The organism is Candidatus Obscuribacterales bacterium, assembly GCA_019744775.1.
In the GTDB taxonomy this organism is placed as follows: Bacteria; Cyanobacteriota; Vampirovibrionia; order Obscuribacterales; family Obscuribacteraceae; genus SBAT01.
In genome coordinates this window covers 164,014-178,780 of the sequence record JAIETZ010000013.1, presented here as the reverse complement: position 1 = coordinate 178,780, position 14,767 = coordinate 164,014, and the positions used below count along the sequence as shown (strand labels likewise).

The following is a 14,767-nucleotide window of genomic DNA, read 5'->3' as shown; positions in this document are numbered from 1 at the left end:
TAGGGCACAGGCAGGCCTTATAGGGAATTTACCGGCACCTCTTGCCGAGGTAAGCTCTGTCTGGATTTTGCTAGATGAAAACAAAAATAACTACTGACATCAAAGATGCTGAAAACGGCACCCAGTTGCCTATCTCTGTCTTGGATATAACCGACACAAGTGCAAAACCAGACTGGCTCAAGGTCCGTTTGCCGACAAGCGTTCCTTATCAAAACTTGAAGCGCCTTGTAACAGATCTCAATCTTCACACGGTTTGTGAATCAGCAGCGTGTCCAAATAGAGGTGAATGTTGGTCAAGATCTACTGCCACATTTATGATTTTGGGCAACATCTGCACGCGTAGTTGCGGCTTCTGCAACGTCATCACCGGGCGTCCAACAGAACTTGATTTGGATGAACCGCGTCGTGTTGCCGATGCTGTAAAAAGCATGCAACTGAAATATGCCGTCATCACTTCCGTAAACAGAGATGAATTAGTTGATGGTGGCGCATCCGTTTGGGCAGAAACCATACGTCAAATTCACGAGTCATCACCGGATACAAAAGTAGAAGTTTTAATTCCCGACTTTTGCTCCAACTGGGAAGCGCTAGATATTGTCCTTAATGCAAAACCTGACGTATTGAACCACAACATCGAAACAGTACCGCGCCTTTATCTTCAAGTTAGACCACAGGGCAAATTTACACGCAGTTTGGAACTCTTGAAACTAGCCAAAGAAAAAGGCTTCACGACAAAATCCGGACTGATGGTCGGACTTGGTGAAAGTGATGAAGAAGTCACAGAAGTTTTGCGCGAACTCAAAGCATCAAATGTTGATCTGGTAACAATCGGACAATACATGCAGCCGACACCAAAGCATTTACCTGTACAACGCTGGGTGCATCCAGATACATTTGAGAAGTGGCATAAAGAAGGCATGTCCATGGGCTTCCAGAATGTCTTCTCCGGACCGCTTGTGCGCTCAAGTTATCACGCCGAAGAACAAGCTCTTCTAAAGAATTCAGCTCAACAATAAATTGCTGAGCTGAATCCATCGACCTACATTGCATCAACCTGCATTGCAGAAACTACACTTTTCGAATCTTACTGTTGCGACATTACTGTCGAGTGAGTAGGTGCTGATGGTGACGATAAGCTACACTTCTGCCGTCGCTATGAAGTTATCTAACAACAAAAAAAAAAGAACCGGTCAAATTTTGGTTTGACCGGGGAGTGGTTCAGCACTCTCTGGTGAATAAGGTGCATTTAGGGGAAATAAGTTTCCACCTGAATATTAAATGCGCAGCAAATTCTTGATGCCGAATAAAGCCATGTTGGGATTGGCTTTTAATCTGCGTTTGCAGTAGGCTGCCGAAAGCTTGTTTTCGCCGTACGGAAGGTAGAGTCGAACAAGTTCGCCAGTGACGCTAAGTTTTTCTAAATGTTCTTTCTCAGCAGCATTCAGTTGATTGTTTGTTTCAAGCATGTGGCGGAAATAAGCACCCGAGGTGAGTTTAGACTCCAACTCTTTTCTCGGTACGCCTAGAAGAAACTGGGACTCAAATTGGGTAACAGGAGCCTTCAGCGGCAGAACTGCCTCTTTAATAAATTGGTCGACACAATTTTCATCGTGAGAGGCAATTTCCACATATGTGCCGCGAGCCAATAATTCTTTAGAGTATTCCACAAGCAAAGACTTCATAACCGGCTTTTGCGTTTGAGCAATTTCCGCCGGTTCCTGGTAGATACCAATTACCATGCGCACACGCATACGCTCATCAAAGCGTCTTACGTCTTCTCTTGTGCGGAACAGGCGCGATTGAAGAACTGTGCCTAAATTTGTGTAGCCTTTATTAATCAGCGAGGCATAGGTATCCAAATGAAAATCAGTCCAGCGATGATCTTCGGCTTCCAGCGTCATATTAATTTGCTTGGATTTAGCATAACCAACAAGCGATTCAATTCTCTCGTAAGCGCGATCGAGATATTTGCTTTCCAGCTCTCCACCGACCTCTTCCACTACCGCAAACATCGACGGTTTAATGGAAATGGTCATCTGCGCGCTTTTTGAAAAATGTCCCGAAACACTAATTGGTTTGGCAGCAACCCCATCAATCAATTGGCGATAAGCAGCCACTGCATGTTCACAATCTTCATCGCTGCGCGATTCTTCACCAAGAATATCAATTGTCGAAGCGAATTTGTGTCGTGAATAAATCTCGTGAGCCAGGTCAATTGCCTGGGCAGATGTTTGACCGGCGAGATACGGACGGGCTAGCCAGAGAACGAGACTCAAAGGAAGGGCATCGACTACAGAAAATTGTTGATCTCGTTTGTGTGAATCCATTGGCTTTTCCGCCAAACTCTCCCTTGTGGGCGCTAATACTGGCATTGTTTTACCTGTTTAGGTTTTCTTTTTGGCTTTTGCTTTTGACGTAGCTGCTTTTGCCGGTGGTTTAGGAAGTACATGTCTTTTCACAACCGGTACTTCTTCTTTGACCGGAGCCGGTGGTTCGACAGGCGGCAAATCAGCCATGCGGTTGATCTTATATAAAGCGTCGTCATCTGTCATTGCAACAAGTTCTACTTTGGAAACCAGCAAAGTCTGGGTGCCTTCATGCCCAACATCGCCTACACGGCACATCAGCTTGCATTCAAAGGGCGGCCACTCATCAATATTGTTAGAAAGGTCATAAGCGTCTTTGCCCTTAAGCAAGATGTAAATTAACTTATTTTTGGGGAATGCATGTCTGGATTCGGATTTACCGACAGTTGTTGCTCCAGTACGCGTATCAATAAATCTGGCTTGGAACTGCATTTGCTTGCCGGTCAAATCATGACCACTAATGTTTTGAATCTTGACAAGAACGGCTGGATGATAGCCTCTGTTATCGAGTGACCACCAGGTGACAGAAGAAAGCACGTGGAGGCGGTCTACGTTGTGCACTTCCTCAATTTCGACTTCAGGTTCAGCGGCTTCGGGCGCAATCAAGTGCTGAGCCAGGGCCACGCCTGGAAAGACAAGAGCAGCGAAAAGCAGCCCCACGCCTAAATTTTTGACTGACCGAATAAATTGCATGTCCCTACCTTAAGCCGTGATTCTACCTCGTATTACAACCTTAGACGGCAGTGCTATGCTTAAGATTCCGGAGGTAGAGCAATGGATGAAATTGACGCGCAAGGAAGACAGTTACTAATCGACCGACCGCTATTAACGAAAGGTCGCCTGAGCGTTTTTAGAGACTCTGATTGTGAAGATCATTGGTTTCCACGCCTGAATGTCACGCTGAAGAAGGCAGGCTCGGATTTGGTCTTGTGGCAATGGACTTCACACAGCGATCCGATTGATTTCGAAGAGCCGCCGCCATACGGCGATGATCCTCTGCAGGAAAAGTATTTTGAGCTGGACAATCCACTCAAGTCGCCACGTGGGCTGGAAGCCGTCTTTTCACTCGACAAGGGTGCGACCAACCATGGGCACGTAGCAAAATTCAGCGCCTCCCTTTACTTGTATCCGTCATCTCTGGACGACAGGGGGGTGCAGATTGGGGTTTTAGACTTTACCGAGGGTTTGACATCCAGATCAGCGCCAATGTTTTTTCGGTTTAACTTTCCCTGGTAATAAAAATTTGCGCCCGGTGCGAGTCGAACGCACGACCAATCGGTTAAAAGCCGAGTGCTCTACCACTGAGCTACGAGCGCATAGCAACAAGTAGGCAATCCTATCAACCAGTGATTCGAGTGTCAAGAAGACTAGTTAATGATTTGTGGCAACCAGCATTGGTTGTTGTGATTGCTTTAATCGCAAGAGTTGCCTACAACCTCTCTTTGGAGCACAGAGTCTGCCATTTCGGAGATGCTTTTTACTTTCTAAATACTGGCAATAGTCTCTTAGCGCTAATTCAGCAAAGTCATTCTTTTGCGCAACTTGTCTCCACTTTAGTAGCTCAGCATAACCCGGCTCTGACCGGACTTAATACAATGATGTCATTGTCACTGGCTGACAGACTCTTGATAGATGGTCCTGTTTATCCCACGCATTTGGCACTGGTCGAATGGGTGATGAGAGTAAATACTCAGGCGCCTATATTTGATTCGCTGTGTTTACCTCTTTCGCTATTCAACTCAATAATCGACAGCGTTTCCTGTCTACTTATATATAGGTTGGGTCAAATTGCTTTTGACAGACGCACGGGGCTAATCTCAGGAATTATCTTTGCGCTTTATCCACCGGCAATCATCAACACTCAACATTGCTATAGCGAGCCATACGCATATTTCATTTTGCTCTTTTTCTTGAATGTTTGCTTTGATGATTCAACGGAGAAGAAGCGGTCAATTTTTTCGTGGTTGTTAGTTGGTATGTTGGCGGCGCTCACGATGTTGGCTAAACCGATTTTTGTTCTCATCCCACCTATGTTTGGTGCATATTTTCTTGCCCTTGCCGTTATTGAAAAACGTCGAGTGCATCTAAAACAGTTAGCTCCGCTAATTCTCGGGCTTAGCATTTTTCTTGGTCCCTGGCTCTGGTTTACGCATGCAGTCACCGGTAACTTTTCTATATTTGTCAGTCGTGCCCCTTCGTATAACTTGTATTTGGGAAATCAACTTGCCACTGACGGTTGGCGTGCCTGGCCGGAAACAGAACTCATTCCCAGTGGCACAAAAAAGGCTGCTGAAGCCATTCTTCAGCAAGCTTCGCACAAACCACTTAAATTTATTGCGTTGGAGTTGAAGAAACTTGCGCGTCTTTGGGTTGGTGTTTGGAACGAATACCAGTACAGTCTCTTTGGTATCTCACTGGAATTACAAACTCTCTGGCATGACCTTTTACTGCTGCTTGGCGGTTTGGGAACATTGCTAGTTCTCATCGGGCAAAAGAGATTTAGTCACCAATGGAATTGTGCCTTTGTGATGGGTGGCATTATCGGTTTGCACTATATATATTGCGCGTTTGAACCTATCTCGCGATACAACATTACTGCGATGCCGCTGGTGATTGTCTTTGCTAGCTATGCCATATCGCACGCTCGGGCCAATAAATTGCTGCTACCTTCGTTAATGACTATTGCTTACGCGGTATTTCTCTTTTCTATTTTGGCTAGGGCATATGTACTCAAACCACTTTTCGCCCAACTGCTGACTATTGAGCAAATGTCTCTGCTGCCTTGGATACAAGCTGCCATTTGGATTTGCTTGTTTATCATTCTGGTCTTATTTGCCAAACGCTGGCTAGATCGCGCATTTGAAGATGCCGGTGCTCGCAAAACTTCCACCCTTGCGTTAGGTGTGATTAGTGTAGGCTCCGCTTTGGTTGTTCTTGCTTGCGTGGTGGCTGATCCCAGCTGGCGCGAATGGTCACGCTCATTCAAACTTACATCGGAATCGGCTATGCAGACGATTGAATTGCCCGGATTGAACGGTGAAAAACCTGCGCCGACGTCGTACATCTTGGTTGACCTAACATCAACAGCATCATTGCCGCCAGTATTACTTAATCTCAACGGCGAACAACAGCTGCATCCGCCCTTGCCTTGGGCAGTAGTACGGGGAGTGAGTTCTGTTGCTCTGCAGGTGCTTTCCATTCAAGGGCAGGGAATGGGAAAAGACCTTAAGACATTTAGGCAGTGGTGGGCGTTTCCTGTGCCGACATCTTCATTGCATTTTGGTGGCACAAATATCATTAGCTTAGCGCCTGGCGTCAATCAGCTTAACGACAATCTCTCTTTCTATGGCGACTACGTGTCTAAAATCAACGGCACGATGAGGCAGCCTTCGTTTACGAGGATTTCGTGGCCGAAGGGATTTGCTACTTACGATCATCTGGACTCACGAGTGTATGAGCCGGTCGGCTTCAAAGGCAAAATTAACGACGTTGCACAACGTGGTGCTCAGTACCGTATTCGCATTGTGGTTCCATTTGCTAAAACTGCGACTTCTGCCGACAATAGCCAAATTGACACTCCTGCATTTGAAATAGTCCCTGACGACAAGCCTCACGCGCTGGTCGGCAAAGATCTCGCTACTCTGATCTTGACTCCACAGCCAATTTCTCTGCCACCCAATTTGCCGAGTGGCGCACTTTTATATATATATTGCGATCTGAAAGGCTTTGAAAATCCAGGCAATGCGTACATTTCTGTTGATTTCACCGGCACCGACGGCAACAAACCAGGTCACTGGAATTCGCTCTGGCAGCCGGCTTCGATAACAACTTATCCTGAATGGCGATCAGCTTCGTTTGCCGACATCGTTCCAGATGACGTGTTGAGATGGAAAGATCTGAAAGTCAGCGTGCTTGCTTCGCCTTTTACTCCGGACCAACTCTTTTTGAAGCGGAAAGATGCGCTTTCAAAAGACGGGGCGATTCGTGGGCTTAACTTTGCTATCTTGCCACCGCTGGAAATTCCGAAAGACGCCGACTGGCGGATTTACTAGCAACGCCGGAAAGGGTGCATGCAATGCGCCCCTACAAATCAGAACGACAAAGGGACTACTTAACCTGCTCTTGCAAAAAAGGCTTGAGTTGCTGTGCCATGTATTCGTGTCCCTTCGGTGTGAAGTGGACCGAGTAGAATAGGCTGGCTTGCGACTCGGAATCCAATTTCTTCGCTTCTTGTTGGATGTTGCAGACAGGTACACCGATTTCTTTGCACATGGTGGAGACCATGGAAATTTCTTGTGGGTAATCGATGAACATGAAGGACGTCTCCATGCCGGGTATCGGACACAGGGCAGAGCGCACCGGCATTACGACGACAGCAAAGTGGGCGCCTTGAGCTTCACAGATTTTGCGCATTTCGTTGAACAACGACTTCTGCGTGCGAGTAATAAGCTCAATATAAGTACTGCGTCCGTCTTCTGCTTTTGATGGAGCGGCTTTAGCAGCTGTTTCAGCGCCTTTACTTAGGACTTTATTCGGAGCGGAACTAATAAGCTCTTCTTTGATTTCTTCTTTCTTTGGCGCGGCTTTCTTATCATCACCTGCAACAGTTTCAAACTTGGCGATGGTGAAAGAAGGTTTCGCATCTTTAGTCGGGATAACGGAATTAGCGATCTCGCTTAAAAGCGGCTGCCAATTCTTACCGGGCTTATCAATGAAATTGGTGAATGCTTTATAGAGCGGGTTGTGATAGCTCATCTCTGTCTGCAGCGCAGAGAAGTAACCCCATATGCGGCTATTCTGGCGAATCCAATCTATTTGCATGAGGAATTTCGCACGCTTGGAATTCATCCACAAGGTGACAGGCGACGTATCAATGATCAACTTACCACCAGGCAAGTGCAAAGCAACTGGACGCAAGTTGGTGATTACTTGATCAGGTGCCGACCAGTTTTCAAATATGTCACGGCTGTTGTAGCCGAGAAGGACCAGGTCCGGCTTGTACTTCATCACTTGCTTTTTCAACTGCACATATTCTTGTGCTGTTGAATAGCCGGATGTTCCAAAGTTCAATACTTGGACCTTTTTGTCACTTGTCGTCAATTCTTTGTTCAGCAGTTGACCGAATGTTTTTTCAATTGGCACCTGGAAGCCTTCAACCATCGAATCACCAAGCAAGGCAATGCGATAGGTGTTTGCGGGCTTTGCAATAGTCAACCCCGGCTCTCTCATACCGTCAGCATCGAGATAAGAGACCGCATAGCCTTCAGAGCGCCAGGTAATACGCTTGTTCACCATGTGCTTGGAGCCAAGGTCTGGATCCAGCTTGAACATTTCCTCTTCGCCAAGTCCAGCCATGAAGAGGATCATCTCAACAAACAAAATTGCAATTGCCTGCCAAACAATAAAGCCGAATAGACCGGCAAAGATATTTTTCTTTGCCTTGGGCGCTGTGCCCTTTGTCTCTGGTTTTCTTGTGACGGCGATGTTCATGGTTATCCTAGAACTGGAAGTAAACAAAAGGAACAGGAGCAATTGGTTTGGCGGCAATCATGAGCATTACAGCAGCCGTCCAGGCAGCCAAACGAATTGACGATGGGAAAAATAGTTTGTTAGTGACTTCTGGGCGTCCAGCAAAACCAAGGAGCCAAGTGAAGTTAGTCCAACTGGGTTTACGCTTCATTATTTCAATTACGCCCCAATAACCCAGATAGGCAAGCAAGAAGTAAATGCAACCGGATCGAAGTGTCGGATCAAGGAGCAGAGAACTCATGTCATTGAAGTTGACTAGTCCATTCAAGACATTGAAGCCATGCAGCATATCCGGCGCACGGAAGACAACGTAGCTTATCGTGATGAAAGCCATAGTTGTGAGCGTACCCAACTCTTTGCCGACCCATGTATTGCAAACAGCGGACAAAGGCTGAACAGATTTGAGCACCTTCTTCCAAATGTTGTTAATGATCAAACCAAAGCCTTGCATGCATCCAAAAATGACATAGTGCCAATCAGCGCCATGCCAGAGACCGCAGGCGACCATCGTAATAAACAAATTGCGCCAGTTCAAAAGCCAATTGACGCGTGAGCCACCCAATGGAATGTAGACATAATCACGCAACCAGTAAGAAAGCGACATGTGCCAACGACGCCAGAAGTCGCTCAAGTCATGTGCGAGATACGGCAAGTCGAAGTTTTCCGGCAAGCGAATGCCCAGTAGCAATGCCGAACCACGACCGATGTCCGTGTAGCCGGAGAAATCGCAATAGACCTGAATAACAAAACCAACTGCCGCCATCAACGCGTCAGGAAAAGACAAAGTAGTGGTTGATGAAAATCCAACAAATACAACTGAACCAATTGGATCGGCAATAGCAACTTTCTTGAAGAAGCCCTGCATCATCAAAGACATGCCTTCGTTGAAAAGCGACGACGACCAAGGCTCCGGCTTATGAAGTTTGGCAAGAAAATCTTGATAGCGCTTAATTGGTCCGGCAATTTGCGATGGAAAAAACGCGGCGAAGGCAGCAAACTCCAACCAAGACTTAACTGGTTTGTCACCGCGATAAATGTCGACTAAGTAATGAACAAATTCAAATACGAAGAAAGAAATGCCGAGTGGCAGAATGACATCCAACACAGGCGCATCAAAAGTCGGCACCCAGGAAAAGATTGGGACATCGGTCGACTTAGTAAGTTTCAGTCCATAAGCAATATTGCTCAGGAAAAAATTCGTGTACTTGTAATAGCAAAGACAGCCAAGATTGAGAAACAACCCAACTGCCAGAATAAGCTTTTCGGCCGCTTTCGATTTGTTTCTCACGCCCTCCATTGCCAATGCCAACAACCATGTGGCTGTGGACATAGCAAAAAGCAAGACACCATAAACCGGCAGCCAGCTCATATAGAAGAAGTAGCTGGCAACGACGACTAGAATTAGGCGAGTCAAACCACTTGTGCGCCAGTAGAGAAATGCTACCGCCGGCAAGAAGAGTAGGTACTGCAGACTGCTGAAAATCATTGGCTCTTGACGACCACCTTTTGAACTCACCAAGTATACAAGTGCAAGGGTGGTTTCTTACTAAGCTACTGTTTATCTATATGGACGAATCTACTATTAACTACATTCTCTTGACGTTATTAATAATGTATTAGTAGTATCGCGCGTTATCCGACTCAGCTAATTGGCATGAGACGAGCACTTTGCATCTAACGGAGAAACGTTGTGAAAGCACCTCTTTCGGCTAAAGATCTCAAAGCCAAGCGCGATAAGTTCATCGTCCCCGGAGTCAAACACCTTTACAGTAATCCGCCGCATTTTGTGCAAGGTCGTGGGCAGTATCTCATCGATGAGACTGGTCGCGAGTACTTGGACATGTTTGCAGGTATTGTCACTGTTGCAGTTGGGCACTGTCATCCAAAGGTGACAAAAGCCACCATCGAGCAAATTGAAAAACTACAACATACATCGACCATTTTCATGACGCAACCAATGGTCGATTTGGCAGAGAAGCTTGCTGAAATTACACCAGGCAATCTTTCAAAGGCCTACATCACCAACTCCGGAACAGAAGCAAACGAAGCGGCAATTCTCAATGCTCGTCTCGCTTCAGGCAAAAACGAAGTAATTGCTCTTGAGCATTCGTATCACGGCTTTTCTCACTTAGCCAATGCGTTGACAGGCAATCACGGCTGGCGTCCACAAACAATGGCAGCAGCTGGTGTTGTTTTTGCTGCAAACGCATACTGCTATCGTTGTCCATTCAAGAAAACACCGGACAATTGCAGTCTCGAGTGCGCCAAAGATGTTGAACGTGTTATCCAAACACAAACATCCGGTCAACCGGCTGTGATGATAGCCGAGCCAATTCAAGGCGTCGGTGGAACAATCACTCCGCCAGATGGCTATTTCCAAATGGTCAAGAAAATTCTCGATAACTACGGCGTTCTCTTTATTGCAGACGAAGTACAAACAGGATTTGGTCGTACTGGCAAGCACATGTTCGGCATTTCCAACTGGGATGTTCAACCGGACATGATCACCATGGCTAAGGGCTTGGGTAATGGCGTGCCAATAGGCGCTTACATCACAACAGCCGACATTGCTGAAGCTTCCACCAAGCAAGTAATCAATACATTTGGCGGCAATCCTGTTTCTTCAACAACGGCACTAGCTGTCATTCAAACCATTGAAGAAGAAAAGCTCATGGAAAATGCCCGTGTCGTAGGCGACTACTTCATCGAAGGCTTGAAAGACCTCGCCAAGGATTTCCCAATCATGGCCGATATCCGCGGCAAGGGCTTGATGCTCGGCGTGGAAATCGCTGCTGAAGACAAGACACCGATGGTGCAAGAGACTGCCAAAATTGTCGAATTCGCCAAAGACAATGGCGTGATACTCGGCAAAGGCGGTATATTCGGTAATGTGATCCGCATTAAGCCGGCACTCACCATCACCAAAGAAAACGTAGACACCACCTTAGGCGTCATGCGTAAAGCTTTGGATTCAGTGGTAAAAGTCGCCGCAAGGTAAAGGAATCTTTGTCATTTCGACCTCTTCTTTGTTTTGTCATTTCGACCGACCGAAGGGAGTGGAGAAATCTCGTAACTAAACTAAGTTCAATCAAGTTCACTGGAGGAACAGATACAACGTATGTCCAACAAAATCAAATGCGGACTAGTCCAAGCATCCAACGATGTTATTCCGCCGCTAAACGCCGCCGATTCAAAAATGATCCAGCAAATCCAAAAGAACATGCTCGACAAGCACGTAAAATTCGCTGAAGAAGCCGGCAAGCAAGGCGTACAAATCCTCTGCTTCCAAGAACTCTTCAACGGACCATACTTCTGTGCTGAGCAAAATCCAGCATGGTACGAAATGGCCGAAGAAATTCCAAATGGTCCAACCATCAAGAAAATGCAAGAACTTGCCGCCAAGTTCAAAATGGTAATGGTTATCCCCATCTACGAAAAAGAACAAACCGGCGTCTACTACAACACCGCCGCCGTTATCGACGCAGATGGTACCTACCTCGGCAAATACCGCAAGAGCCACATTCCACAAGTCAACCCTGGCTTCTGGGAGAAGTTCTACTTCCGTCCAGGCAACCTCGGCTATCCAGTATTTGAAACCAAGTACGCAAAAGTAGGCGTCTACATCTGCTACGACCGTCACTTCCCAGAAGGCGCACGTGTCCTCGGCTTGAACGGCGCTGAAATCGTCTTCAACCCGTCGGCAACCGTAGCCGGTCTTTCCGAATACCTCTGGAAGTTAGAGCAACCAGCTCACGCTGCAGCCAATGGATACTTCATCGGCGCCATCAACCGCGTCGGCACCGAATCCCCATGGAACATCGGTGAGTTCTACGGCTCCAGCTACTTCTGCAATCCAAAAGGTCAAATCATCGCCCAAGCAACTCGCGACAAAGAAGAATTGCTCGTAAGCGAATTGGATCTCGAAGAAATCGCCCAAGTGCGCAATACATGGCAATTCTACCGCGATCGCAGACCGGAAACCTACGAAGAACTCGTCGCTCTTTAATTCAAGGACATAATAATCATGGCTGAGCATTACAAGCCCGTTAAATACAAAGCTTGGGAAATGAGCTTGGAAGAACGCTTCCAAGAAGTTTATCCACCGCTTTCCGAGCGCGACGCAACCGTTGAAGCAAATAGATGTTTATTCTGCTACGACGCTCCGTGTATGGACGCTTGCCCAACCCACATCGATATTCCAACCTTCATTAAGAAGATTGCTACAGGCAATGTCAAAGGTTCGGCACGCACCATTCTCGAATCCAACTTGTTGGGTGCGACCTGCGCCAGAGTTTGCCCAGTGCAAGAACTCTGCGAGGGGGCTTGTGTGCTTGAGCATGATCACAAACCAATTGCTATTGGTCGTCTACAAAGATACGCGACAGATTATGCCATAGAAAAGAACATCAAGTTTTTCGAGAAGGGCAAACCCAATGGTAAAAAGGTAGCCATCGTTGGCGCTGGTCCGGCAGGACTTTCTTGCGCCGGCGAACTTGCCAAACTCGGCTTCGATGTCACCATCTATGAGCGTCAGAAACTCGCTGGCGGACTTGATACCTACGGCATCGTTGTCTTCCGTGAACCAATTGAAGTCAGTTTACGCGAAGTCAAAATGATCGAAGAATTGGGAGTCACAGTCAAAACCGGTATAACAGTTGGAAGAGACGTACCTTTCGAAGACTTGATTGAAAAGAATGATGCAGTGTTCGTTGCCATCGGTTTGGGCGATGTGCCAAACATGGAAATTCCCGGCGAAAATCTGCCTGGTGTCCACGACGGCTTGGAATTCATTGCTGAGACAAAAACCCAGCCATTGAACACAATCAAATTCGGCAAGCGTGTTGCAATCATCGGTGCCGGTAACACCGCTATCGACGCTGCCACAATTGCTCGCCGTCTTGGTGCAGAGCGCGTAAACATGATTTACCGCCGCTCAGAAGCAGAAATGACTGCCTATCACTTCGAATACGAATTTGCTTTGGGCGAAGGTGTGAGCTTTATGTTCCTCACTCAGCCAATTGAAGTCGTCGGCAACGGCCGTGTCGAAGGCTTGAAGTGCATCCGCATGGACTTAGGAGCACCTGACCAATCCGGTCGCCGCGCTCCTGTACCTGTGGCGAATTCCGAATTTATCGTCGAATGCGACATGGTCATCAAAGCCATCGGTCAAAAGAAACACACAGATGTAATGCAAAAGCTGGCAACATTTGGTGTCCAAGAAACCAAAGGCTACATTGCTGTCGACACCACAACCAACCGCACCGCAAATCCAAAAATATTTGCCGGCGGCGATTGCGTGCGAAGCATTGGTGAAGCATCAACAGTTATGGCGGTACAAGACGGCAAGATTGCCGCTCGTGCCATTCACGAGCAACTAGTTGGCAAAGGCGAACTCGCCGCTTCCATATCGTAGGGGCGCATTGCATGCGCCCGCTGACCATGCAAACTATTTACAAATGTAGGACATAGGAAAATGGCTAACTTAGAAATCAATTTTGCCGGTATCAAGTCTCCAAATCCTTTTTGGCTGGCTTCTGCTCCACCGACTAACTCAGGCTATCAAATCCAGAAAGCATTTGAAGCAGGCTGGGGAGGTGCCGTATGGAAAACCATCGGCGCTCCTGTATTGAATGTCTGCAATCGCTACGGAACGATGGATTATAAAGGGTCGAAGATAATCGGCTTAAACAACGTCGAACTCATCTCCGATCGTCCCATTGAAATCAACCTCAAGGAAATTGCCGAAACCAAACGCAACTTCCCGAACAACGCAGTTATTGTCAGCGTCATGGTTGAGTCCAAGAAAGAAGCCTGGCAAGAGATAATCAAGCGCGTTGAACAAACAGGCGCCGACGGTTTTGAATTGAATTTCGGCTGCCCTCACGGCATGTCCGAGCGCGGCATGGGCTCAGCTATGGGACAAGTGCCGGAATACACCTGCATGGTTACCGAATGGGTAATGGATGTCGCCACCAAGCCTGTCATCGTCAAACTGACACCAAACGTCACCGACATTGTGCAACCGGCACGCGCAGCAGTTAAAGGACGAGCTTCAGCCATCTCGCTCATCAACACCATCAACAGCATCATTGGCGTCGATACCGATACGTTTGAAATCAAACCAAACGTCGGTGGCAAAGGCGGACACGGTGGTTATGCCGGACCAGCAGTCAAACCAATTGCGCTGCACTTACTTTCTGCTGTCGCCAGCGATCTAGAAGTACAGAAAGCAAGACTGCCAATCTCAGGCATGGGCGGCATCGAAACATGGAAAGATGCCTTGGAGTTTATTCTCCTAGGCTCAACTTCCGTACAAGTCTGTACTTCTGTAATGCACTACGGCTTCCGTGTCGTTGAAGATTTGATTGACGGTCTATCCAACTGGATGGACGACAAAGGCTTCAAGACAATGGATGAAATCATCGGCAAGTCAGTGCACAGAATCTCCAACTTTGGAGACTTTGACCTCGGTTTCCAGACTGTCGCCCGCATCAACCACGACAAGTGTATTCAGTGTAATCTCTGCTACATTGCCTGTGAAGATGCAGCCCACCAGTGCATAGACTTGAAGGAATTGAAAATCGACAGCCGTGTAAACGAACGTCTATGGCCAGTCGTCCGCGAAGACGACTGCGTAGGCTGTGACCTCTGCTCACGCGTCTGCCCAATAGACGATTGCATCACGATGGTCGAACACGAAACCGGCCGCCCGCACATCACCTGGAATGAGCTAAGCAAAGCAAAACCAGCTGTTGTCCAGGAGTGGGGCAAGATGGAAGAGTATCGCAAGACAGCAAATATCGATATTCACTAAAAGAAAACTTCGATCTCCGTTAATTTAACTTGCCAATTTTATTGAATCAGTCAAAATA

General features: G+C 47.2%; 11 protein-coding genes and 1 tRNA gene. 7 read left to right on the top strand and 5 right to left on the bottom strand.

Translation table 11 applies throughout. The features are described 5' to 3' along the window. Positions 1-74 precede the first annotated feature (74 nt). Positions 75-1,016, top strand: coding sequence for a lipoyl synthase (gene lipA, locus K2Y22_17680; GenBank protein ID MBX9880293.1), 942 nt, complete (start codon positions 75-77; stop codon positions 1,014-1,016). Between the two features lie 258 nt (positions 1,017-1,274). Here lipA and K2Y22_17675 read toward each other — a convergent pair whose 3' ends face one another. Continuing rightward, a complete protein-coding gene (locus K2Y22_17675) occupies positions 1,275-2,327 on the bottom strand; it encodes a proline dehydrogenase family protein (GenBank protein MBX9880292.1) in 1,053 nt (350 codons plus the stop codon). A gap of 57 nt (positions 2,328-2,384) precedes the next feature. Beyond that, a complete protein-coding gene (locus K2Y22_17670) occupies positions 2,385-3,059 on the bottom strand; it encodes a hypothetical protein (protein MBX9880291.1) in 675 nt (224 codons plus the stop codon). Between the two features lie 81 nt (positions 3,060-3,140). Here K2Y22_17670 and K2Y22_17665 point away from each other — a divergent pair, with 81 nt between their 5' ends. Beyond that, entirely contained in the window at positions 3,141-3,602 is a 462-nt protein-coding gene (locus K2Y22_17665) for a hypothetical protein (GenBank protein MBX9880290.1), read from the top strand. Positions 3,603-3,610: 8 nt separating this feature from the next. On the opposite strand, the gene K2Y22_17660 is transcribed toward K2Y22_17665, so the two are convergent. After that, positions 3,611-3,682, bottom strand: a tRNA-Lys gene (locus K2Y22_17660). Between the two features lie 39 nt (positions 3,683-3,721). Between K2Y22_17660 and K2Y22_17655 the strand changes: the two genes are divergently transcribed. Continuing rightward, positions 3,722-6,418 carry a glycosyltransferase family 39 protein gene (locus tag K2Y22_17655; GenBank protein MBX9880289.1) on the top strand — a complete coding sequence of 899 codons (2,697 nt, stop codon included), beginning with the start codon at positions 3,722-3,724 and terminating at the stop codon, positions 6,416-6,418. Between the two features lie 55 nt (positions 6,419-6,473). On the opposite strand, the gene K2Y22_17650 is transcribed toward K2Y22_17655, so the two are convergent. Both K2Y22_17650 and K2Y22_17645 read right to left on the bottom strand, forming a co-directional pair. After that, positions 6,474-7,856 (bottom strand): SGNH/GDSL hydrolase family protein, encoded by a 1,383-nt coding sequence (locus tag K2Y22_17650; GenBank protein MBX9880288.1) that lies wholly within the window; start codon positions 7,854-7,856, stop codon positions 6,474-6,476. 7 nt (positions 7,857-7,863) lie between these two features. Beyond that, complete coding sequence (locus tag K2Y22_17645) at positions 7,864-9,381, bottom strand: hypothetical protein (GenBank protein MBX9880287.1); 1,518 nt, start codon at positions 9,379-9,381, stop codon at positions 7,864-7,866. Positions 9,382-9,585: 204 nt separating this feature from the next. Here K2Y22_17645 and K2Y22_17640 point away from each other — a divergent pair, with 204 nt between their 5' ends. From K2Y22_17640 to preA, 4 genes are all read left to right on the top strand, one after another. Next, positions 9,586-10,893 (top strand): aspartate aminotransferase family protein, encoded by a 1,308-nt coding sequence (locus K2Y22_17640; protein MBX9880286.1) that lies wholly within the window; start codon positions 9,586-9,588, stop codon positions 10,891-10,893. Positions 10,894-11,013: 120 nt separating this feature from the next. Next, positions 11,014-11,901, top strand: coding sequence for a hypothetical protein (locus K2Y22_17635; GenBank protein MBX9880285.1), 888 nt, complete (start codon positions 11,014-11,016; stop codon positions 11,899-11,901). An 18-nt stretch (positions 11,902-11,919) separates the two neighbouring features. Next, the gene (locus K2Y22_17630; protein ID MBX9880284.1) at positions 11,920-13,308 is read left to right on the top strand and encodes an NAD(P)-dependent oxidoreductase; all 1,389 of its coding nucleotides are present in this window, start codon (positions 11,920-11,922) and stop codon (positions 13,306-13,308) included. 60 nt (positions 13,309-13,368) lie between these two features. Further along, positions 13,369-14,709 (top strand): NAD-dependent dihydropyrimidine dehydrogenase subunit PreA, encoded by a 1,341-nt coding sequence (gene preA, locus K2Y22_17625; protein MBX9880283.1) that lies wholly within the window; start codon positions 13,369-13,371, stop codon positions 14,707-14,709. Positions 14,710-14,767 lie beyond the last annotated feature (58 nt).

Bases quoted from the DNA above. Each gene is read 5' to 3' on its own strand.
- K2Y22_17650 (MBX9880288.1), bottom strand. From the start codon at position 7,856: ATGAACATCGCCGTCACAAGAAAACCAGAGACAAAGGGCACAGCGCCC.
- K2Y22_17645 (MBX9880287.1), bottom strand. From the start codon at position 9,381: ATGATTTTCAGCAGTCTGCAGTACCTACTCTTCTTGCCGGCGGTAGCA.
- K2Y22_17635 (MBX9880285.1), top strand. From the start codon at position 11,014: ATGTCCAACAAAATCAAATGCGGACTAGTCCAAGCATCCAACGATGTT.
- lipA (MBX9880293.1), top strand. From the start codon at position 75: ATGAAAACAAAAATAACTACTGACATCAAAGATGCTGAAAACGGCACC.
- K2Y22_17665 (MBX9880290.1), top strand. From the start codon at position 3,141: ATGGATGAAATTGACGCGCAAGGAAGACAGTTACTAATCGACCGACCG.
- K2Y22_17630 (MBX9880284.1), top strand. From the start codon at position 11,920: ATGGCTGAGCATTACAAGCCCGTTAAATACAAAGCTTGGGAAATGAGC.
- K2Y22_17675 (MBX9880292.1), bottom strand. From the start codon at position 2,327: ATGGATTCACACAAACGAGATCAACAATTTTCTGTAGTCGATGCCCTT.
- preA (MBX9880283.1), top strand. From the start codon at position 13,369: ATGGCTAACTTAGAAATCAATTTTGCCGGTATCAAGTCTCCAAATCCT.
- K2Y22_17670 (MBX9880291.1), bottom strand. From the start codon at position 3,059: ATGCAATTTATTCGGTCAGTCAAAAATTTAGGCGTGGGGCTGCTTTTC.